At 70.8% G+C, this 20,663-nt stretch carries 19 protein-coding genes and 1 pseudogene; 15 read left to right on the forward strand and 5 right to left on the reverse strand.

The genetic code is table 11. The features are described from left to right. Nucleotides 1–140 precede the first annotated feature (140 nt). The 9 genes from ABEB03_RS08970 (at nt 141) to ABEB03_RS09010 (ending at nt 8,162) form a co-directional block, all read left to right on the forward strand. Nucleotides 141–785, forward strand: a complete 645-nt coding sequence (locus tag ABEB03_RS08970) for an HAD family hydrolase (RefSeq protein WP_345644228.1) — start codon at nt 141–143, stop codon at nt 783–785. Between the two features lie 146 nt (nt 786–931). Then, a complete protein-coding gene (locus ABEB03_RS08975) occupies nt 932–1,633 on the forward strand; it encodes a VC0807 family protein (RefSeq protein ID WP_345644230.1) in 702 nt (233 codons plus the stop codon). 183 nt (nt 1,634–1,816) lie between these two features. Beyond that, nucleotides 1,817–3,025: an MFS transporter gene (locus ABEB03_RS08980; RefSeq protein ID WP_345644233.1), complete on the forward strand. Its 1,209-nt coding sequence runs from the start codon at nt 1,817–1,819 to the stop codon at nt 3,023–3,025. Next, nucleotides 2,976–4,148 (forward strand): acetoin utilization protein AcuC, encoded by a 1,173-nt coding sequence (locus ABEB03_RS08985; RefSeq protein ID WP_345644236.1) that lies wholly within the window; start codon nt 2,976–2,978, stop codon nt 4,146–4,148. The genes ABEB03_RS08980 and ABEB03_RS08985 overlap by 50 nt, the downstream gene beginning before the upstream one ends. Before the next feature lie 119 nt (nt 4,149–4,267). Further along, the gene (locus ABEB03_RS08990) at nt 4,268–5,083 is read left to right on the forward strand and encodes a phosphatase (protein ID WP_345644239.1); all 816 of its coding nucleotides are present in this window, start codon (nt 4,268–4,270) and stop codon (nt 5,081–5,083) included. A 129-nt stretch (nt 5,084–5,212) separates the two neighbouring features. After that, nucleotides 5,213–5,425, forward strand: a complete 213-nt coding sequence (locus ABEB03_RS08995; protein WP_004984898.1) for a helix-turn-helix domain-containing protein — start codon at nt 5,213–5,215, stop codon at nt 5,423–5,425. A 142-nt stretch (nt 5,426–5,567) separates the two neighbouring features. Next, nucleotides 5,568–5,666, forward strand: coding sequence for a 30S ribosomal protein bS22 (locus ABEB03_RS09000; RefSeq protein ID WP_003948845.1), 99 nt, complete (start codon nt 5,568–5,570; stop codon nt 5,664–5,666). Nucleotides 5,667–6,036: 370 nt separating this feature from the next. Beyond that, nucleotides 6,037–7,098, forward strand: coding sequence for an NAD-dependent epimerase/dehydratase family protein (locus tag ABEB03_RS09005; RefSeq protein WP_095935818.1), 1,062 nt, complete (start codon nt 6,037–6,039; stop codon nt 7,096–7,098). 14 nt (nt 7,099–7,112) lie between these two features. Further along, on the forward strand, nt 7,113–8,162 hold the full coding sequence (locus tag ABEB03_RS09010) for a lysophospholipid acyltransferase family protein (RefSeq protein WP_345644246.1): 1,050 nt from the start codon (nt 7,113–7,115) through the stop codon (nt 8,160–8,162). A 106-nt stretch (nt 8,163–8,268) separates the two neighbouring features. Here ABEB03_RS09010 and ABEB03_RS09015 read toward each other — a convergent pair whose 3' ends face one another. The 3 genes from ABEB03_RS09015 to ABEB03_RS09025 form a co-directional block, all read right to left on the reverse strand. After that, the gene (locus ABEB03_RS09015) at nt 8,269–9,495 is read right to left on the reverse strand and encodes a DUF5667 domain-containing protein (protein WP_345644249.1); all 1,227 of its coding nucleotides are present in this window, start codon (nt 9,493–9,495) and stop codon (nt 8,269–8,271) included. A gap of 253 nt (nt 9,496–9,748) precedes the next feature. Continuing rightward, a complete protein-coding gene (locus ABEB03_RS09020; RefSeq protein WP_028805573.1) occupies nt 9,749–10,519 on the reverse strand; it encodes an ECF subfamily RNA polymerase sigma factor, BldN family in 771 nt (256 codons plus the stop codon). 614 nt (nt 10,520–11,133) lie between these two features. Beyond that, entirely contained in the window at nt 11,134–12,081 is a 948-nt protein-coding gene (locus ABEB03_RS09025; protein WP_051371535.1) for an HAD family hydrolase, read from the reverse strand. Between the two features lie 184 nt (nt 12,082–12,265). Here ABEB03_RS09025 and ABEB03_RS09030 point away from each other — a divergent pair, with 184 nt between their 5' ends. The 6 genes from ABEB03_RS09030 (at nt 12,266) to hemB (ending at nt 19,320) form a co-directional block, all read left to right on the forward strand. Continuing rightward, nucleotides 12,266–12,544, forward strand: a complete 279-nt coding sequence (locus ABEB03_RS09030) for a glutaredoxin family protein (RefSeq protein ID WP_345644259.1) — start codon at nt 12,266–12,268, stop codon at nt 12,542–12,544. Between the two features lie 364 nt (nt 12,545–12,908). Further along, entirely contained in the window at nt 12,909–13,667 is a 759-nt protein-coding gene (locus ABEB03_RS09035; RefSeq protein ID WP_345644262.1) for a redox-sensing transcriptional repressor Rex, read from the forward strand. Continuing rightward, nucleotides 13,664–15,445 (forward strand): glutamyl-tRNA reductase, encoded by a 1,782-nt coding sequence (locus ABEB03_RS09040; protein ID WP_345644265.1) that lies wholly within the window; start codon nt 13,664–13,666, stop codon nt 15,443–15,445. The genes ABEB03_RS09035 and ABEB03_RS09040 overlap by 4 nt, the downstream gene beginning before the upstream one ends. Then, on the forward strand, nt 15,442–16,419 hold the full coding sequence (gene hemC / locus ABEB03_RS09045) for a hydroxymethylbilane synthase (RefSeq protein WP_345644268.1): 978 nt from the start codon (nt 15,442–15,444) through the stop codon (nt 16,417–16,419). The genes ABEB03_RS09040 and hemC overlap by 4 nt, the downstream gene beginning before the upstream one ends. Further along, nucleotides 16,416–18,119 (forward strand): bifunctional uroporphyrinogen-III C-methyltransferase/uroporphyrinogen-III synthase, encoded by a 1,704-nt coding sequence (locus tag ABEB03_RS09050; RefSeq protein WP_345644271.1) that lies wholly within the window; start codon nt 16,416–16,418, stop codon nt 18,117–18,119. The genes hemC and ABEB03_RS09050 overlap by 4 nt, the downstream gene beginning before the upstream one ends. Nucleotides 18,120–18,321: 202 nt before the next feature. After that, nucleotides 18,322–19,320, forward strand: a complete 999-nt coding sequence (gene hemB, locus ABEB03_RS09055; RefSeq protein WP_345644274.1) for a porphobilinogen synthase — start codon at nt 18,322–18,324, stop codon at nt 19,318–19,320. Between the two features lie 51 nt (nt 19,321–19,371). Here hemB and ABEB03_RS45310 read toward each other — a convergent pair. Then, nucleotides 19,372–19,566, reverse strand: a pseudogene (locus tag ABEB03_RS45310) (imine reductase family protein); the annotation flags it as partial. A gap of 218 nt (nt 19,567–19,784) precedes the next feature. Then, a complete protein-coding gene (locus ABEB03_RS09060) occupies nt 19,785–20,528 on the reverse strand; it encodes a DUF4232 domain-containing protein (protein WP_345644277.1) in 744 nt (247 codons plus the stop codon). Between the last annotated feature and the right edge of the window lie 135 nt (nt 20,529–20,663).

Genomic DNA, 20,663 nt, shown 5'->3' on the forward strand with positions numbered 1-20,663 from the left:
CTGCAGGGGGGACCCTGTGGGAGAGTAGGACGCCGCCGAACTAATATTGAAGAAAACCCCCGTACCGGGATACCGGTACGGGGTTTTCTGCGTTTTAGGGGCTGCCTGTGTGACGTTTCGCGGTCGATTAGGGTCGACCCATGCGCTACGACCTGGTGATCTTCGACAATGACGGTGTCCTGGTGGACAGTGAGCGGATCTCCAACACGATCCTGGCCGCCCATCTCACCGAGCTGGGGCATCCGACCTCGTACGAGGACTCCATCAGGGACTACATGGGCTCGGCGATGCACCGCATCCACGACCTCGTGCACGAGCGCAGCGGCCGGCGACTTCCCGACGACTTCGACGACGTCTTCCACGCGCGCGTCTTCGCCGCCTTCGAGCGGGAGTTGGAGCCCGTTCCCGGCGCCATGCAGGTGCTGGAGAAGCTGGCCGCGGACGGTGTGCCGTACTGCGTGGCCTCCTCCGGGAGCCATGAACGGATCCGGGTGGGCCACCGCAAGACGGGGCTCGACCAGTGGTTCGACGCGGAGCGCGTCTTCAGCTCGCAGGACGTGGGACGGGGAAAGCCCGCCCCCGACCTGTTCCTGCACGCCGCCGAGCGCATGGGCGTACCGCCGCGGCGGTGTGTCGTCGTGGAGGACAGCCCGCTGGGCGTGCAGGCGGCGCATGCGGCAGGCATGGACGTGTACGGGTTCACCGCCATGACACCCGCCGCCAAGCTCGCCGGCGCCACCCAACTGTTCTCCGACATGGGCGAGTTGGCTGACCTGCTGGTATGACGTCGCCGGTGACGGCGTCCATGTGCGGGGACTGACATTTGTCATGCGGAGCTCCGGACGATCGTTTCTGTCGGCGGACGGGGTCCGACCGCGAAGCTGAGTACATCGAAACGGGACGTACACAGCGACGACGGAGGGACCCGATCATGAGCGCCACGACCATCGAGACCAGTACCGAAGCGACCGCCGTCGCGGCGACCGGCCCGGCCGCCGCCAAGCCCAGCTTCCTGCCGCTGATCATGGACGTGGCGGTGCCCCTGGCGTCGTACTACCTCCTGAAGAACGGGTTCGGGATGAGCACCGTGGCGGCGCTGGCCTGGAGCAGCGTGGTGCCGGCGGTGCGGACGCTGTGGAGCCTGGTGAAGGAGCGCACGTTCAACGGGCTGGCCGGACTGATCCTCCTCGTCAACGTCGTCGGACTGCTCCTCAGCCTGGTCGCCGGCGACCCGCGGCTGATGCTGGCGAAGGACAGCGGTGTCAGCAGCGTCGTCGGTATCGGCATCCTGCTGTCGGTGCGGCTCGGACGGCCGATGATGACGCAGGGAATGAAGCCGTTCCTCATCAAGGGCGACGCGGCCAAGAACGCGGCCTGGGAGCGGCTGCTCGCCGGCTCCGAGCGGTTCCGGCAGGCGGAGCGGACCTTCTCCCTCATCTGGGGAGCGGCCCTGCTCGGTGAGTGCGTGCTGCGGGTGGTGGGCGCGTACACGCTGCCGGTCGACACCATGGTCTGGCTCGGCACGGTCGTCATGGTCGCCACGATCGGCCTGGCCATCCTCCTCAGCGGGCGCTTCGCGGTCGTCCCGATGGAGAAGCTGCTGGAGCAGGAGCTGGCCGGCCGGACCCGCTGAACGGCGGGGCCGCCCGCCCCGGTTCACCCGAGAAGCCGCTCGACCGGCTTCGCCCGGTACACCTCGACCGGCTCGGCCCGGTACACACGGAGTGCCGCTCCACCGCTTCACCCGAAGAGCTGAGCAAAATTCATCTTCGGCTTGATCTACCCACCGGTAAGCCGGGGCCCTACGCTCGCCGCCATGACAGATGTGCTGCGGCGCGGTAGGGCCTCTTTGGCGTTCAGCTTCTTCGCTCAGGGCGCCACCTTCGCGCTCCTCGTGACGCGCATCCCGGCCATCCAGGACCGGTACGGGATATCCGACGCGCTGCTGCCCGTCTTCCTGGCTGCCGTGCCCATCCTCGCCGGGGTCGGCAGCGTGACCACCGAGCACCTGGTCAAGCGGATACCGGTCGGCCGTCTGCTGCGCTGGTCCCAGCCGGTCGTCCTGCTCGCCCTGCTCGGCGTCGGCGCCGGCGACCACCTCGTGGAGGTCGCGATCGCCCTGGGCGCCTTCGGTCTCGCGGTCGGCGCGCTCGACGCCTCGATGAACATGCTCGGCGTCAGCCTCCAACGGGCGTACGGGCGCAGCATCATGCTCGGCTTCCACGCCGCGTACAGCCTGGGCGGGATCGTGGGTGCGTCGCTCGCGTGGGCGGGGGCGCACTGGCACCTCTCGCTGCTCGTGTCCTACCTGCCGGTGGCGCTGGTGCTGCTCCCGGCCACGTTCGTGGGAAGCCGCTGGTACGTCGACGGGGGCGCGCCCGAGCAGCGGGAGGCGGGCGAGGGCGGGCCCGTCGTCTTCAAGTTGCTGCTGCCGCTGTGCCTGGTGATGACGTTCGCGTACATCGGGGACTCGACGGTCTCCAACTGGAGCGCCAAGTACCTTCAGGACGTGCTGGGCAGCTCCGAGCAGCTGGCGACCGTTCCGTACAACGTGTACATGGTGACGACGCTGCTGGGCCGGGCGATCGGGGACTTCGGGGTGCGGCGCTTCGGGGCCGTGGCCGTGGTGCGGCTCGGGGCGGTGGTGGCGGCGCTCGGGTTCGCGGTCGTGGCGGTCGCCCCCGGTGCCTGGGTGGGCATGCTCGGGTTCACGCTGTTGGGCCTGGGGCTGTGCGTGATCGTGCCGCAGACCTTCGCGGCGGCGGGGCGGCTCTTCCCGGGTGCCTCGGACACGGCGATCGCGCGCCTGAACATCTTCAACTACGTGGGCTTCCTGATCGGTTCGCCGTTGGTGGGGGCGCTGGGGGACGCCTGGAACTACCGGGGCGCCATGCTCGTACCGATGGTGCTGGTCCTGGTGACCCTGGGGTACGCCCGGTCGTTCGCCCCTGAACCAAACCGATACGGTGACGGTCATGAGCGGCCGCGCACAGCTGATGTGGGACGAGGCAGTAACGGGCTATGACTTCGGTCCCGAGCACCCGATGGACCCGGTCAGGCTCGCGCTGACCCGGAGCCTGGTCGGCGCTTTCGGGCTCGACCGTGACGTCGATGTCGTCGCGGCGAAGTCCGCCGGGGACTCCACTCTGCGGCTCGTGCACCGCGAGGACTACGTGGAGGCGGTCAAGGCCGCGTCCGCCGACCCGGGGTCCGCGGACGTGTCGTACGGGCTCGGGACCGTGGACGACCCCGCGTTCGCCGGGATGCACGAGGTGTCGGCGCTCATCGCCGGGCAGTCCGTGGGGGCCGCCGAGGCGGTGTGGCGCGGAGAAGCGCTGCACGCCGTGAACTTCGCGGGCGGCCTGCACCATGCGATGCCCGGTGCCGCGTCCGGGTTCTGCATCTACAACGACGCCGCGCTCGCCATCGCCCGGCTGCTCGAACTGGGAGCCGAGCGTGTCGCGTACGTCGATGTCGACGTGCACCACGGCGACGGAGTGCAGGCGGCATTCTGGGAGGACCCGAGGGTCCTCACGATCTCGCTGCACGAGCATCCGCGGACGCTGTTCCCGCAGACGGGATGGCCGGAGGAGACCGGCGCAGGCAAGGCGGCGGGCTCCGCGGTCAACGTCGCGCTGCCCGCCGGCACCGGGGACGCCGGATGGCTGCGGGCCTTCCACTCGGTGGTGCCCGAGCTGATCGCGGACTTCCGGCCCCAGGTCCTGGTCACCCAGCACGGCGCCGACACCCACTTCGAGGATCCGCTCGCGCACCTCGCCGTCTCGCTCGACGCCCAGCGCGCCGTGCAGATGGCCTGTCACGACCTGGCGCACGAGTACGCGGACGGGCGCTGGGTCGCGCTCGGCGGCGGCGGGTACGCCGTGGTGGAGGTCGTGCCGCGGTCCTGGACGCACCTGGTCGCGATCGCCGCGGGCCGGCCGCTGGCACCCGAGACGGTGATCCCCGAGAGCTGGCGGCAGGAAGTCTTCGCCCGTGCCCGGCAGTTGGCGCCGGCGCGGATGACGGACGGTCGCTGGCCCGTGCCCTGGAAGGACTGGGAGGCGGGGTACGACCCCGCGGACCGTCTGGACCAGGCGATCGTCGCCACCCGCAGGGCCGTGTTCCCGCTGCGCGGTCTGCTGGCCTAGGGCGACTCGCCGACTTCCGGCCGGAAGCTGTGCCGGCCCTGTGGCCCCATTAGGCCAACTGTGGGGCATTTTCTGCGTTTTGGGCTTGCGGCGGCGGTGGATGCGCCAGCATCGCTGACGTGTTGAGCACCGGAGCAATGCGTGCACACCTGCTGGCCGCCCGGTTGGCCGGGCCCGTGGCCACCTCGCGCGAGGAGAGCCTGCGCAGCTATCGGCTCTTCGCTGCCCGCGATCCCCGGATGCTGCTCGGCCTCGATCCCGAATGGACCTGGCGGCAGCAGGACTTGATCGAGCTGATGGCAGACAAGTGCGGGGTTTCGGCCGATCCCGCGCACACTTCAGGGCATGATGTGATCGATCCGGAGCGAACCCTGGTGGCGCTCGACGCCTTCGCGCAGCGGCTCGGCGAGGCGGCCCGCAGCCGTGCTCCGGTGCTCCTCGGCACCGGCCATCCGCACCGGCTGATCGGTTTCTACGCCGCTCTCGCGGACGCCCTGTCGGCGGCGGGGTGTGCGGTCCTCACTCCCGCGCAGGGTAGCTGTGTCGACATAACGACCCGGTTCGGCCTACGCACGTACAACCTTGACTACGTACAAGGTGTCGCGCTGGTGCGCGAACCAGGCGTGCAGGCCACCGGGCGTGCGACCGGCGCGCACACCCACTCGCCGCTCCCGGTTCGGACCGCTCTGGCGGCCGCCGCGGAGGCCGGCGGCCCCCTCCCGGAGCTGGTCATCGGGGACCACGGATGGGTCTGCGGGGCAGGTCAGCTGGGGTTCGAGGCGATGGGGCTGGCCGATACGGACGATCCTGCGCTCTTCGTCGGAGAGGCAGAGGGGCAGGTGTCCGTCGTCGTTCCGCTTGATGACGCTGTGCGGTCTGATTACTACCGACCGCTTACTCGCTATGTACTCAATCGAGCGTGTCTGTCACAGTAGGCGGCCGATGGCATCCCCTCTTCCCCACTCGCATCACCCGCCCCTACATTGGGGAGTGAGCACGCAACGACGAAGAGTCACCGGAAGGGGAAGCCGGTGGCCGTCGAGTGCGGAAGGTTCAGGTGTGTCATGGCTGCAGCTGGCGAGAGGCCTCTGAACGAGGTTCAGTTCCTTACCGTGGCGGAGGTCGCCTCGGTGATGCGAGTGTCGAAGATGACCGTGTACCGACTGGTGCACAGCGGTCATCTGCCGGCCATCCGGGTGGGGAGGTCCTTCCGGGTGCCGGAGCAAGCGGTTCACGAGTACCTCCGTGAGAGCTATGTGGGGGTGGAGACGGCCTGACGGCGTTTCCGGGGGATCGATGGAGATCTCCCGGAACCCCTCGATTACGACCTCGGCGCTCGGACGGGTAGGCTGGCCCCTCATAGGTCGTGTGGGCCCATGCAGCCCAGCACCGAGTAAAGAGAAGTGAGCGAGGGTAGTCGTGGGCTCTGTTATCAAGAAGCGGCGCAAGCGGATGGCGAAGAAGAAGCACCGCAAGCTGCTCAAGCGCACTCGCGTTCAGCGTCGCAACAAGAAGTAAGCGGCGCCGCACAAGCGCATGACGTGGCCCCCCACCGGACGGTGGGGGGCCACGTGCGTGTCCGGGCGGCCTGCGGGCGGGTCCTCGCGGATGTGCCTGCGGGCGGGTCCTCGCGGACGTGCGGGCGGGTTGTCCTCGCGGCCCGCGGGCGTCGATCCGGCCCGGGTTCGGGGCCGGTCCGGTGCGGGGCGTGGACGTGTGTGAGCCTTAGGCCGAATGGCTGGGTCTGGTCGTACGTCTGTGGCTGTCGTCACTTCATGCATCGGGCGGTCATCACAGCGCAACATCCAACCGCTAAGTTGGCGGCACACGGGGAACCCGGCAGGGTACGCGCAGAGCTACGTCCAGTTCTGGAAGGAAGGCGCTGATCTTGGGGAAGGTCGTGCTCGTGACCGGAGTGGCCCGCCAACTGGGGGGCCGGTTCGTGCGACGGATCCAGCGTGACCCGCAGGTCGACCGGGTGGTCGCCGTGGACGCGGTCCCGCCCGAGCATCATCTCGGCGGCGCCGATTTCGTGCAGGCGGACATCCGCCAGCCGGCCATCGCGCGGGTGCTCGCCGAGCACACCGTCGACACGGTGGTGCACATGGACGTGACCGGTACGGCGCTGAGCGGCGGCAGCCGGACCACGGTCAAGGAGACCAACGTCATCGGCACCATGCAACTGCTGGGTGCCTGCCAGAAGTCCCCGACGGTCAAACGGCTCGTCGTGAAGTCCAGTACCAACGTGTACGGCTCCGCTCCCCGCGACCCCGCCGTCTTCACCGAGACCACCCCGCCCAAGTCGCTGCCCAGCGGCGGCTTCGCGAAGGACACCGTGGAGGTCGAGGGCTACGTACGCGGGTTCGCGCGCCGCAGGCCCGATGTGGCCGTGTGCGTGCTGCGGTTCGCGAACATCCTCGGGCCGAGCGCGGACTCGCCGCTCGCCTCGTACTTCTCGCTGCCCGTGCTGCCGACCGTCTTCGGCTACGACCCGCGCCTGCAGTTCGTGCACGAGGACGACGTGATCGAGGTGCTGCGACTCGCCTCGCACGAGCCGGAGCGCGGCACCCTCAACAGCGGCACGTTCAACATCGCGGGCGACGGCGTCCTGTTGCTCTCACAGTGCGCGCGACGTCTCGGCCGGCCCACGGTGCCGCTGCTGCTGCCCGCGCTCAGCTGGGCCGGCACGGCCGTGCGTACCCTGGGCGTGACGGACTTCTCGCCGGAGCAACTGCGGCTGCTCACGCACGGCCGGGTCGTGTCGACGAACCAGATGCGCGAAACGCTGGGCTACAAGCCGAAGTACACGACCGCGGAGACCTTCGCGGACTTCGCCCGCAGCCGGGGGCCCGGACTCCTGCCCCCCGAGGCCCTTGCGGGGGCCGTCGACCGGATCGCCGCGCTGCCCGTCCTGGGCGGCGGCCACCCCCCGACGCAGAGCGCCAACTGAGGAGCGCATCAACGATGGCGGACGCCAAAGTCATTCCGTTCGATGACGACCGGTCGCGTGGGGCTGCGATGCAGCGCCCGCAGCGGCGCCGGGCCGCGGGGAGCCGGCGCAAGGGCGAGCCCGTGGTGGTTCGTGAGGTCCAGCCCCTGCCGGGCCCGGCCGTCCCACAGGATGATGTTCCTGTGACGCGTGAGGAACAGCCACCCCAGCAGCCACAGGACGGCGGCGGCCTGGAACGGCGTATCGCCGGAGGCCTGGCCTTCCTGCGCCGCCGGCTGACCGGTGACTACGAGGTCGACGACTTCGGCTACGACGCCGAACTCACCGACCAGGTCCTGATGTCGCTGATCCGGCCGTTGTACGAGAAGTACTTCCGCGTCGACGTGAAGGGCATCGAGAACATCCCGTCCGAGGGCGGGGCACTGATCGTCGCCAACCACTCGGGGACCCTGCCGCTGGACGGCCTGATGATGCAGGTCGCCGTGCACGACAACCACCCCGCCGGCCGGCACCTCCGGCTCCTCGCCGCCGACCTGGTCTTCATGCTCCCGGTCGTCAACGAGCTGGCGCGCAAGGCCGGTCACACCCTGGCGTGCGCGGAGGACGCCGAACGGCTCCTGGAACGGGGCGAAGTGGTCGGTGTGATGCCGGAGGGCTTCAAGGGCATCGGCAAGCCGTTCAGCGAGCGCTACAAGCTCCAGCGCTTCGGCCGCGGCGGGTTCGTCTCCACCGCCCTGCGCCAGGGCACCCCGATCATCCCGTGCTCGATCGTGGGCGCGGAGGAGATCTACCCGATGATCGGCAACGCGAAGACCCTCGCGAGGCTGCTGGGCTTCCCGTACTTCCCGATCACGCCGACCTTCCCGTGGCTGGGGCCGCTCGGTGCGATTCCGCTGCCCACGAAGTGGACGATCCAGTTCGGTGAGCCGATCCGCACGGACGGCTATCCGCCGGAGGCGGCCGAGGACCCGATGCTGATGTTCAACCTGACGGACCAGGTCAGGGAGCAGATCCAGCACACGCTGTACAAGCTGCTGGTGCAGCGGCGGTCCGTGTTCTTCTGAGTGGTTCGGGTCCTGCCGAGTCCTTCGGCGGGACCGGTTCGTACGCGCGCCTGTACGCGGCTGGGGGCGCCCTTCCGGAGAAGGGCGCCCCCAGCCGCGTAGTGCGTTACTTGTCGTCCTCGCTGTCGATGCCCAGGCCCGGGAGGAGGCCCGGGAGGAGCGGGGGCAGGGTGACGTCCGGCTCGCTCGCCGGGGTGCTCCTGCTGCCGGACGGTGAGGAACTGGCGGTGTCCTTGGGCGGGTCCAGCAGTCCACCCGTGCTGCCGCCGATGAGGCCGTCGCTGCTGCTGTCCGAGCTGGACGGCTTCGGCTTGCCGCTGCTGTGACCGCCGGCCGAGGAGCCGCTGGTGGCGGTGCTGGGCGCCGGAGCGTCCGTCCCGGACGAGGCGGTGGCCTCCTCGCTCCTGCCGCGGTGCCGGCCGGTGCCCTCCGGGGAGGGAGTCGGGGGCAGCAACGAGCGCAGCGGGCCGACCTCTTCGTCTATGGCGTCGAAGACCGACGAGACCTGGTCACTGACGTCGCCGAGCTGCACGGGCAGCCGGTCGCGCAGTGCGCCCCAGGCTTCACGATGCGACTGGGAGAAGGCGGACAGGGCCTGGATGGGGCCCAGTGAGCCGTCCCTCGCGTACGCCTCGTGCAGCAGACGGTGGCCTTCCGAGGCGTCGTGCTGCATGCCCGACAGGGCACGGCGGATCTCACCCAGGGACTCGTGGTCGAGTTGGCCCGAGCGGTCCCGCTCCATCAGCCGCCGCGCCTCGCTCAGCCGGGTCGAGGCCTGGTCGAGGTAGAGCTCGCCGCGGTCGCTGTCGCCGTGGGCCAGGCCCAGCTTGATGTCCTCCATGCCTCGCTTGAGCCCGTAGAGCGAGTCTCCGGGGAGGGCGTCGGAGCTGGCGGCGGCCACGCCGCCGAAGGCTCCCGCGGCCACACCCACGGTGAGCCCGCCCGCGGCCAACCCCTTCGACAGCCGGGACCGCGGTCGCAATTTGCCCAGCCCGCTCGCCCGGTGCGCGCCCTTGGCCCGGTGGGTCCGCTGCTCGGGCACCGCGGGATCGCGGCCCTCGCCTCCGGCAGTGCCCTCCAGCAGCATGGCCTCCATCGCGGCGACGAGCTGTGCTCGCTGCACGACTTTGACCTCGGGGTCCAGCTCCGGCTTGGGCAGCTCGCCGAGACCGGTGGCGAGGGCCAGGAGCAGGCCCTCCTCGGTCCGTTCCGCAGCAGCCGGGGACGGTGCCCATCCATCGGGCTGCTCGGCCGCCGGGCCCTGTTCGGACTGCTCCTCCAGAGCCTGGGCGAAGGCGTTCGCCCGCCGGTGTGCCGATACGTTCGCGATCACTGGCGGCACCTCCTCTCGTCATGACGGTCGACTCCCCAGGGGGTCCTGAGGGTTGCACTCCCTGACCACATCCACACGATCGAGTGATCAGTGCTGGCCAAGGGGTGACCACAGGGAGCCTGTATCCCGCACAACGAGCGTCGCGGCACTTGGGTTACGGACGACGGATGATCGGACCGCGAAGTCAACAGACTCTTACAGACGGTGAGTTGATCGTCGCTGAACGTGTGGGATCACTATGGGTGGTACGGCTTCAGCGCGCGTCGTCCGGGAGCAGCCGGGCCAGGGTACGGACGGCCCGGTACTGCAGGGTCTTGATGGCGCCCTCGTTCTTGCCCATCACCCGGGCGGTCTCGGCGACCGAGAGCCCCTGGAGGAAGCGGAGCGTCACGCACTCCTGCTGCTGCGGGTTGAGGCGCCGGACGGCGTCGAGCAACGCCGCGTTCGACAGGGACTCCAGGACGGAGTCCTCGGGGGAGCGCTCGACCTCGTTCGCGTCGAGCATCTCCCCGGTGGTCACCTCCAGCCGGAATCGGCTGGACTTGAAGTGGTCGGCGACCAGGTTGCGGGCGATCGTGACGAGCCAGGCGCCGAAGTCGCGGCCCTGCCAGGTGAAGGTGCCGATGCGCCTGAGGGCCCGCAGGAAGGTCTCGCTCGTCAGGTCCTCGGCGGTCGCCTTCCCGCCCACCCGGTAATAGATGTAGCGGTACACGGTGTCGCTGTACTGGTCGTAGAGCCGTCCGAACGCGTCGGCCTCGCCGGCCTGGGCGCGCTCCACGAGGTCCATCATCCTGGCGCTGTCACTGTCCGCCGCCGGGCGGCGTGCGGTGGTGGCCGAGCTCGAGCGGCCCCGTCTGCCGACCGCCGCGTTGCCGTCGGCCAGTGCGTAGCAGGGGCCGACGGGCGCGGGGGCGGCGAGGGCGGGTACGGCGTACGCGGTGGGGACGAAGCCGCGAAGACGGTCCAGGACCGTTGCGCGCAGCGTAGCCAGGCCCGAGGCGTCAACCCCGACGTGTGAGTACACGGGACTCCCAGAGGCAGAGCTTCCATCACGTGCAGTGCGGGACCGTTCACCCGTCGTGGCGACGGAGGGGTACCGGTTTGCGTCTGAGGAGAATAACGCTTCGTACAGGCAGCGCTACACCCAGTTGCTCAAATCATCGATTACGTCGCTTCTGTTACCGATCGAGGCCTTTTCAAGTGCCGGGTGGTGAACAGTTGTTGATCGGATTAGTTCGTGTTCCGTCTGAGTGCGGGGCGTGTTGTGGCCGTCTCGCGGCAAGGGGACTGGCGGCGGGGCTGTGCGGGTAGAACCCGCTGAATTGGGCGTGGCACGGTGGCCGGCCCGGGCGGTTCGCGCCCCCTCCGCCCGTTGACCGTCCCGTACTTCTGGAGGATCCGCCCCCAGAAGTACGGTCGGCCTGGACGGCCTCGTCCTCGAACGCCGGACGGGCCGGAACTCTTGCGCACCGGCCGGGTGGAAAGGCGCGCGGCGAACGCCGGACGGGCCGGAGCTCTCCGGTGTCGGACGCGCCGGGACTCTCCGGCGTCCGACGGAAGTGCCCGGAGTCGGCGGCGGCGTACGGGAAACGCGGACGGCCCCGGCCTGGAGGGCCGGGGCTGTGGCGTCGGGGTGGGTCAGCGGCGGCGGCGGTGGAGGGCGATGGCGGCCGCGGTGCCGCCGGCCACCGCGCCGACTCCGGCCGCGGCGGGGATGCCGACCTTGGCGGCCTTGCGGGCGGTGCGGTAGTCGCGCAGGCGCCAGTCGGAGTCCCGGGCGTGCCGGCGCAGCTTGGTGTCGGGGTTGATGGCGTAGGGGTGCCCGACCAGCGACAGCATGGGGATGTCGTTGTGGGAGTCGCTGTACGCGGCGCAGCGGGACAGGTCCAGGCCTTCCGCCGAGGCCAGGGCGCGGACCGCCTCCGCCTTCGCCGGGCCGTGCAGCGGCTCGCCGACCAGCTTGCCGGTGTAGACGCCGTCGACGGATTCCGCGACGGTGCCGAGGGCGCCGGTCAGGCCGAGGCGGCGGGCGATCACCGTGGCGATCTCCACCGGCGCGGCCGTGACCAGCCACACCTTCTGGCCCGCGTCGAGGTGTGCCTGGGCGAGGGCGCGGGTGCCGGGCCAGATCCGCTCGGCCATGTACTCGTCGTAGATCTCCTCGCCGATCGACATCAGTTCGGAGACGCGGTGTCCCTTGACGATCGACAGCGCGGAGTCGCGCGCGTCCTGCATGTGCTCGGGGTCCTCGACGCCGGCGAGCCTGAACCACGCCTGCTGCCAGGCGAATCGGACGAGGTCGCGCGTCTCGAAGAACCGCCGCTTGTACAGACCCCGGCCGAAGTGGAAGAGGGCCGCGCCCTGCATCACGGTGTTGTCGAGGTCGAAGAACGCGGCGGCCCTGTCGTCGCCGAGGACCGGGAACTCCGGTTCCTCCGCGGCGGTGTCGGGTGCCGGTTCTTCCAGTTCCTGCGAGGACAGTTCCTGCGAGGACTTGCGCGCGGCCTCCGCAGAGGCCTCGCCTGCCAACACGCTCCGCGCCGTGGCGGAGCGCCTACGGGGAGTGAGCCATCCGAGAGCGGCCATGGCGTGAGCATAGCCAGTTTGTTCGGTGGTTCCGGAGTCGAGAGGATTCGGCGCTGTGAACTCTCCGCGACCGAGCCGTTAAAGAAGTGCTCCCACCGGTGCGCCGGAGCGGCTCCGCGGGTGTTCAGGAGAGGTGCCGCGGATGTGCCCGCCGAGGGGCCGTGTCGCCGTGCGTGGGGCGAGAATGGCCGACATGAGTCCCATGTTTCGACGCAAGGACCCCCAGGACCGGCTCGTCACACTGATCCGGAAGCCCGGCTGTCATCTGTGTGATGACGCACAGCAGGTCGTCGAGAAGGTCTGCGGTGACCTCGGCGTGCCCTGGGAGCAGAAGGACATCACCGAGGACGAGGCGCTGCACCGCGAGTACTGGGAACAGATCCCGGTGGTGCTGGTGGACGGCGCGCAGCACACCTTCTGGCGGGTGGACGAGGAGCGTCTACGCAAAGCCCTCACACGGTGAATTCACCCGGCGGACCCCGTGCGGGAACGCCGGTGCCGCCCCGCCGTGGGCGCGCCGTGACCTCGATGTGACCTGACTGGGTAGTCCAAGTGGTCCGGAAAGTCGCCTAGGATCGACGGCGATTGGTCTCGGGGGCGGGATGCGTTGAGGAGAGTGTGCGGTTTTGCCCCCTTCAGGTGCCGAACGAAGATGCGTGTGCGCCGGTTCCATACGTGTGCGCCGGGCGCGCGTGACCCCGGTCACGTTGGCCGGGCAAATCGGACACCATCTTTGTGCACGCGTTCACAAAGACATAGCCTGCATTCGACGGGGCGGTCTAGGTACGTGTGACCGCCTGCAGCCCCGCTCTACCCGCAGGAGCACCGTGGCAACTGGCCGAACTCACCGACCGGCGACCCGCAGCCGAGGGATTCCCGAGGCCACCGTCGCCAGGCTTCCGCTGTACCTCCGAGCCCTCACCGCACTGTCGGAGCGCTCGGTCCCCACGGTCTCCTCCGAGGAGCTCGCGGCCGCGGCGGGGGTCAACTCCGCGAAGCTGCGCAAGGACTTCTCGTACCTCGGCTCCTACGGGACCCGTGGCGTGGGGTACGACGTCGAGTATCTCGTCTACCAGATCTCCCGCGAGCTGGGCCTGACCCAGGACTGGCCGGTTGTGATCGTCGGTATCGGTAACCTCGGCGCGGCGCTGGCCAATTACGGAGGGTTCGCGTCCCGTGGCTTCCGGGTCGCCGCGCTGATCGACGCCGACCCCGAGATGGCCGGCAAGCAGGTCGCCGGGATCACCGTGCAGCACAGCGACGGCCTCGAGAAGATCATCTCCGACAACGGCGTCTCCATCGGCGTGATCACCACCCCGCCGGGCGTCGCCCAGCAGGTCTGCGAGCGCCTCGTCGCCGCCGGAGTCACCTCCATCCTGAACTTCGCGCCGACCGTCCTGTCCGTCCCGGACGGCGTCGACGTGCGCAAGGTCGACCTCTCCATCGAGCTGCAGATCCTGGCGTTCCACGAGCAGCGCAAGGCCGGCGAGGAAGCCGAGTCGCAGGCCGGTGCCGTGGCCGCGGCCCACCAGGACGACGACGAGAAGGGACCCGACGGGGACGTCCCCGCCGTGATGCCGGCATGAGTCTCCTCGTCGTCGGGCTGAGCCACCGCAGCGCTCCGGTCAGCGTCCTCGAACGCGCCGCACTGTCCGCGGACGCGCAGGTCAAGCTGCTCCAGGACACCCTCGCCGCCGAACCGGCCGCCGAGGCCGCCGTGCTCGCCACCTGCAACCGCATCGAGCTGTACGCCGACGTGGACAAGTTCCACGCGGGCGTCGCCGAGCTGTCCCTGCTGCTCGCCCAGCACAGCGGGGTCGGCCTCGAGGAGCTCACCCCGTACCTGTACGTGCACTACGAGGACCGGGCGGTCCACCACCTCTTCTCGGTGGCGTGCGGCCTGGACTCGATGGTCGTGGGCGAGGGCCAGATCCTCGGCCAGATCAAGGACGCGCTGGCCACCGCGCAGGAGCTGCACACCGCCGGCCGTCTCCTGAACGACCTGTTCCAGCAGGCACTGCGGGTCGGCAAGCGCGCACACTCCGAGACCGGCATCGACCGTGCGGGCCAGTCCCTGGTCACCTTCGGCCTGGAGCAGCTGTCCGCCGGTGCGGCGGTCGAGGCCTGGGCCAAGGGCAGGAAGGCCCTGGTCATCGGCGCGGGCTCGATGTCCTCGCTGGCCGCGGCCACCCTCGCGCGCGCCGGGGTCGGCGAGATCGTGATCGCCAACCGCACCTTCGAACGTGCCGAGCGCCTGGCCCGGATCCTCACCGACAGCGAGGACACGGACGTGTCGGCCCGCGCGGTACCGATGGAGTCGGTACCGGTCGAGCTGACACGTGCCGACATCGCCGTCTCCTGCACCGGCGCCACCGGGCTCGTCCTGACGGCCGAGGCCGTCGCGGCGGCCGTGGAGGGCCGCACGGGACTGTCCGTGCCCGGTGCCGAGTCCGCCCGTACGCCGTCACCCGCGGCCCGCGTCGCGCAGCCGGGCGCCCCGCTCGCGCCGGCCGGCGCCGAGGAGGGCTGCCCCCTCGACCTGCCCGGAGTGCAGAGCACGGCCGGTTTCTCGGTGCTCGGCGAGGCGGCGGTGGCCGGTATGGCCGCGGCCGAGCTGGAGCAGCACGCGGCATGGGTGGACAAGGGCGACGCGGCGGGCCGCGCGCAGCGTCCGGCCGTCGCGGGCACCGCCACGGTCCACGAAGCGGGCGTGTCCACGCTGCTCGACCCGGAGGGCGACGCCGACGCCATCGCCGCGCTGGTCTCCGCCGTCGCGACCGCGGGCCGCATCCCCGAGCGCCGCAGGCCCGAGCCCGTCGCCGAGGCCCCCCGGCCCGCGCCCGTGCTCGCGCTGCTGGACCTCGCGATGCCCCGCGACATCGACTCCGCCGTGCACCGGCTGCTCGGCGTGCGTCTCGTCGACATCGAGTCGCTGGCCGAGGCCTCCGCGGACGCGCCGATGGCCGCGGACGTCGACCAGGTGCGCAGGATCGTCTCCGACGAGGTGGCCGCCTTCGGCGCCGCCCAGCGGGCGGCGCACATCACGCCCACCGTGGTGGCCCTGCGCGCCATGGCCGCCGACGTCGTCGCGAGCGAGATCGCACGGCTCGACGGCCGGCTGCCCGGCCTCGACGACAAGCAGCGCGGTGAGATCACGCAGGCCGTGCGGCGCGTCGTCGACAAGCTGCTGCACGCACCGACCGTGCGGGTCAAGCAGCTCGCGGCCGAGCCGGGTGGCGCCGGGTACGCGGACGCGCTGCGGACCCTGTTCGACCTGGACCCCGAGACGGTCGCCTCCGTTTCGCGGGCCGACGACGAACCCAAGAACGAGAACGAGAACGCCAGGAACCGAGGGCGATCATGAGTGATCCGCGAACCCACCGAGAAGGTGCGCTGAGGCTGGGGACCAGGCGCAGCAAACTCGCCATGGCCCAGTCCGGGCAGGTGGCGGACGCCGTCAGCCGGGTGACCGGGCGCCCCGTCGAGCTGGTCGAGATCACGACGTACGGCGACACCTCGCGCGAGCACCTCGCGCAGATCGGCGGCACCGGGGTCTTCGTGACCGCGCTGCGCGAGGCACTGGTGCGCGGTGACGTCGACTTCGCCGTGCACTCCCTCAAGGACCTGCCGACCACGCAGCCCGACGACCTGGCGCTGGCCGCCGTACCGCTGCGCGAGGACCCGCGTGACGTGCTGGTCGCCCGTGACGGTCTCACCTTCACCGAACTTCCCGAGGGCGCGCGCATCGGCACCGGTTCTCCGCGCCGCATGGCCCAGCTGAACTCGTACGCGCGCAATCACGGGATGACGATCGAGACGGTCGCCATCCGCGGGAACGTCGACACCCGCATCGGGTACGTGCGCAGCGGGGAACTCGACGCCGTCGTGCTCGCCGCCGCCGGACTCAACCGGCTCGGCCGTATCGACGAGGTCACCGACTTCCTGTCGGTCGACACTGTTTTGCCCGCCCCCGGCCAGGGGGCACTGGCGATCGAGTGCGCCGCGGACAACGCGGACCTCGTCGCAGCGCTCGGAGAGCTCGACGACCCGTTCACCCGGGCCGCCGTGACCGCCGAGCGGTCCCTGCTTGCCGCCCTGGAGGCCGGCTGCAGCGCACCCGTGGGTGCGCTCGCCGACCTGCTGGCCGACGGGCAGATTGTCAAGGAGATGCGCCTGCGCGGCGTCGTCGGCACGACCGACGGCTCGACGCTGGTGCAGCTGTCCACCACCGGTCCCGTGCCCGAGACACATGACCAAGCGATTGCGCTCGGCCGTGAACTCGCCGCCGAGATGCTTGCCAAGGGCGCGGCCGGTCTGATGGGGGAGCGAGCACTTTGAGCCCCACCAACCTTCCCGCCGGTCCGGAACACGGGCACGTCACCTTTCTGGGTGCCGGACCCGGGGATCCAGGACTCCTGACACTGCGCGCCGTGGAGGCGCTGGCGAACGCGGACGTTCTCGTCGCCGAGCACGAGGTGCTCGACGTGGTGCGTGTGCATGCCAGACAAAGCGTCGCCGTGCTGAACACCGATCCGGACACTTCTCCGGATGCGTACAGGGGCACGGGCACGCCTCAGCTGACGGTTGTTGACGGCGCGTCAACAACCGTTGGTGACCCCGCGTCGAGGGACGCCGCCAATCTTGTCATGGAGGCCGCGCGGGGCGGCAAGCGGGTCGTGCGTGCGGTGTCCGGGGACCCCGGACTTGATACGTACGCCGCCGAGGAAATGCTCGCCTGCGCCGCAGCGGGCGTCCCGTTCGAGGTCGTGCCCGGCATCGCCGCCGCCGTCGGCGTACCCGCCTACGCGGGTGTGCCGCTGCGCGACGCGCAGGGCGCGGACGTCCGGTTCGTCGACGCGCGGACGGCCTCCGACCGCTGCTGGACCGAGGTCGGCGCGTCCGACGGGACCGTCGTGGTCTCGACGACGCTCGACTCCGTGGCCGCGGCCGCCGGTGAACTCGTGGCGGCCGGCCGCAAGCCCGACACCCCGATGACGGTGACCGTCGCCGGCACCACCACGCGTCAGCGCACCTGGACCGCCACCCTCGGCACCATCGCACAGACACTGAAGCAGGCGAAGGTGCTGCCGTCCCCGGACGGCGGCCGGCCGGTGATAGTCGTGGTCGGTGAGCGTTCCGCAGCCGCCCAGCGCGACCAGTTGTCGTGGTTCGAGTCCAAGCCGCTGTTCGGCTGGAAGGTCCTCGTGCCGCGTACGAAGGAGCAGGCGGCTTCGCTCTCCGACCAGTTGCGGTCCTACGGAGCCGTACCGCACGAGGTGCCGACCATCGCCGTCGAACCGCCGCGCACGCCCCAGCAGATGGAGCGCGCGGTCAAGGGCCTGGTGACCGGCCGCTACGAGTGGATCGCCTTCACCTCGGTGAACGCGGTCAAGGCCGTGCGGGAGAAGTTCGAGGAGTACGGGCTCGACGCCCGCGCCTTCGCCGGGATCAAGGTCGCGGCCGTGGGAGACCAGACCGCGAAGGCGCTGATCGCCTTCGGCGTGAAGCCGGACCTGGTGCCGAGCGGTGAGCAGTCGGCCGCCGGACTGCTGGAGGACTGGCCGCCGTACGACCCGGTGTTCGACCCGATCGACCGGGTGTTCCTGCCGCGTGCCGACATCGCCACCGAGACGCTCGTCGCCGGGCTCATCGAGCTGGGCTGGGAGGTCGACGACGTCACGGCCTACCGGACCGTGCGGGCCTCGCCGCCGCCGGCGGAGACGCGTGAGGCCATCAAGGGCGGCGGCTTCGACGCGGTGCTCTTCACCTCGTCGTCGACCGTGCGGAACCTGGTGGGCATCGCGGGCAAGCCGCACAACGTAACCGTCATCGCGTGCATCGGTCCGGCCACGGCCAAGACGGCGGAGGAGCACGGACTGCGGGTCGACGTGATGGCACCCGAGCCGTCGGTGCACAAGCTCGCGGAGGCGCTGGCCGACTTCGGGCTGCGCCGACGGGCCGCCGCGCTGGACGCCGGTGACCCGGTGACACGGCCGAGCGAGCGCCGGCCCGGGTCGCGGCGCCGCCGTACCACCTGACGGCAGGGGGCCGGGGGACGTTTTCCCCCCTCGGCCCCCGCCCGTCCCGTGGACACGAGGCTGCCGTCCCCGGCGCCCCGGCCGCGGCCCGGACGCCCTCGTGCCCGGACGCCCGACGGGCCGGTCCCGGGCCGCCCCGCGGTCGCGAACGCCGACAAAGCGTCGGTATAGGTGCCCTTGGGGCAGGCGTAGCGTGGGGGGTATGACGAAGTACGGATCCTTCCCCGGTACGCGGCCGCGGCGGCTGCGTACGACACCTGTCATGCGCCGCATGGTCGCGGAGACGCGCCTGCACCCCGCCGACTTCATCCTGCCCGCGTTCGTGCGGGACGGCGTGAGCGAGCCGGTGCCGATCGCGGCGATGCCCGGTGTCGTGCAGCACACGCGTGACAGCCTTCGGAAGGCCGCCGTGGAGGCGCTGGAGGCCGGGGTCTCCGGGATCATGCTGTTCGGTGTGCCGGACGACGCCGACAAGGACGCCCAGGGAACCGCCGGCACCGACCCGGACGGGATCCTCCAGGTCGCGCTGCGCGACGTCCGCTCCGAGGTCGGCGACGACCTGATCGTCATGTCGGACCTGTGCCTCGACGAGTTCACCGACCACGGGCACTGCGGGGTCCTGGACACCGAGGGCCGCGTCGACAACGACGCGACGCTGGAGCGGTACGCCGAGATGGCGCAGGTGCAGGCGGACGCCGGCGCGCACGTGGTGGGACCCAGCGGGATGATGGACGGCCAGATCGGCGTCGTCCGCGACGCGCTCGACCAGATGGGCCGTGAGGACGTCTCGATCCTGGCGTACACCGTCAAGTACTCGTCCGCGTTCTACGGTCCCTTCCGCGAGGCCGTGGGCTCCTCGCTGCAGGGCGACCGGAAGACGTACCAGCAGGATCCCGCCAACGTGCGGGAGGCGATGCGGGAGTTGGCCCTCGACCTCGAGGAGGGCGCCGACATGGTGATGGTCAAGCCGGCCGGCCCGTACCTGGACGTCCTCGCGCGCGTCGCGGATGCGGTCGACGTGCCCGTCGCCGCGTACCAGATCTCCGGCGAGTACTCGATGATCGAGGCCGCCGCGGAGAAGGGCTGGATCGACCGGGACAAGGCCATCCTGGAGGCGCTGACCGGCATCAAGCGGGCCGGGGCGCAGAACATCCTCACCTACTGGGCCACCGAGGTCGCCCGGACGCTGGGCCGTCAGTAGGTCCACCAGGCGGGAGAGCCCGTCGTCGGCGTACCCCTCCGCGACCGCCCGGTCCCGCAGGTCCCGCATCGGTGTGAAGAGTTCGGTGCGCAGGCCCTGTTCGGCGACGGTCGCGAGGAGTTCCGGGAACGCGGCCCGGCTGACCGCCAGGCTGGACACATCGGTGGGATGCCGTCCGCTGTCGACGGCCTCCGCGGTGCCCGGGACCGGACCGCCGGCCGGCGCGACCAGCCGGTCGGACAGCATCGGCGCGAACTCCCGGGCGCCGAGCCCTCCGAACGGATCAGGGCGTACGCCTGGGCCACGCCCGCGACCATTCCGTACATGCCCGTCAGCAGCGACAGGTCGTGCGCGGCCAGGCCCGGGTCGGTGCCGGTCCAGCGAGTGCCGCCGAGCGCGGCGAGCGTGCCCCGGTGCGCCCGGTAGGCCTGTTCGTCGCCGCTGTAGAAGACGCCCGTCGGTGCTCAGTACGTCAGGGCGTCGTCCAGGCTCTGCTGCCAGTACGTGAGCAGGAGCTTGTCGTCGACGTACACACCCTTCGCGGGGAGCGCGGGGCGGGCGGAGGCGCCCTTGTCGAAGCCGACGACCAGGGTCTTGGCCGTGTAGCCGTTGCCGCCGCTGCCGTCCGCCGCGGACAGGCGCACGCCCGCGTAGCCGGACTCGCCGGGGGCGAGGGTCACGACCGCCTGCGGGTGGGTCTCCTCGGCGACCGGCGGCACCGCCTGCGCCTCACCGAAGCGGGCGACGGGGTAGCCGGTCAGGTCGCAGTTCTTCGAACCGGTGTTGGTGACGGTGAGGAGCATGTGGTTGAGGGGGCGAGCGACTTCGGTGGCGGTCGTCTTCGTGTTGGAGCCGTTGCAGGCGGCGTTGCGGGTGGACCCGCCGGCCTTGCCGTCGCCCGTCGAGCCCCCGGAGGTCTTTCCCGACGAGCCCGAGGTGCCGCCCGAGGCACCGCCCGAACCGCCGGCCGTGGTGCCGCCGTCCGTGCCGCCCGTCGTGCCGCCGGTGCTCCTGGCCGGCTTGCTCGTGGAGCCGGCGGCGGAACCCCCGGTGGACGACGAACCGGTCGGCTGCGCCGAGGACTTGGACGCGGCGGACGGGCCCTCGTCCCGTACGCCCTGCCCGTTGTCGCACGCCGAGAGCGCGAGTGCGGCCAGAGCGACCGTCGAGGCGGCGAGGAGGCGGGTGCGGGTGGTGCGTGCGGACATGAGTGGTCCCCCTGTGCAGGTATGGCTGGTTGGAGCGGCCGCTCGACCGGTCGAGGGGAGCGGCGTGCTTGGATGACAACAGCTTGGGCGGTGATCCGTCCCGACCGCCACGGTGACCGGGGCATTCGGGACGCC

The sequence above is a fragment of the Streptomyces siamensis genome (assembly GCF_039543605.1).
GTDB lineage: Bacteria > Actinomycetota > Actinomycetes > Streptomycetales > Streptomycetaceae > Streptomyces > Streptomyces siamensis.

Excerpts from the sequence above, each read along its gene's own strand:
- ABEB03_RS08975 (WP_345644230.1), top strand. The coding sequence starts at position 932 with ATGAGCGCCACGACCATCGAGACCAGTACCGAAGCGACCGCCGTCGCG.
- ABEB03_RS08985 (WP_345644236.1), top strand. The coding sequence starts at position 2,976 with ATGAGCGGCCGCGCACAGCTGATGTGGGACGAGGCAGTAACGGGCTAT.
- ABEB03_RS09040 (WP_345644265.1), top strand. The coding sequence starts at position 13,664 with ATGAGTCTCCTCGTCGTCGGGCTGAGCCACCGCAGCGCTCCGGTCAGC.
- ABEB03_RS09030 (WP_345644259.1), top strand. The coding sequence starts at position 12,266 with ATGGCCGACATGAGTCCCATGTTTCGACGCAAGGACCCCCAGGACCGG.
- ABEB03_RS09010 (WP_345644246.1), top strand. The coding sequence starts at position 7,113 with ATGGCGGACGCCAAAGTCATTCCGTTCGATGACGACCGGTCGCGTGGG.
- hemB (WP_345644274.1), top strand. The coding sequence starts at position 18,322 with ATGACGAAGTACGGATCCTTCCCCGGTACGCGGCCGCGGCGGCTGCGT.
- ABEB03_RS09060 (WP_345644277.1), bottom strand. The coding sequence starts at position 20,528 with ATGTCCGCACGCACCACCCGCACCCGCCTCCTCGCCGCCTCGACGGTC.
- hemC (WP_345644268.1), top strand. The coding sequence starts at position 15,442 with ATGAGTGATCCGCGAACCCACCGAGAAGGTGCGCTGAGGCTGGGGACC.
- ABEB03_RS08970 (WP_345644228.1), top strand. The coding sequence starts at position 141 with ATGCGCTACGACCTGGTGATCTTCGACAATGACGGTGTCCTGGTGGAC.
- ABEB03_RS08980 (WP_345644233.1), top strand. The coding sequence starts at position 1,817 with ATGACAGATGTGCTGCGGCGCGGTAGGGCCTCTTTGGCGTTCAGCTTC.
- ABEB03_RS09025 (WP_051371535.1), bottom strand. The coding sequence starts at position 12,081 with ATGGCCGCTCTCGGATGGCTCACTCCCCGTAGGCGCTCCGCCACGGCG.
- ABEB03_RS08995 (WP_004984898.1), top strand. The coding sequence starts at position 5,213 with ATGGCTGCAGCTGGCGAGAGGCCTCTGAACGAGGTTCAGTTCCTTACC.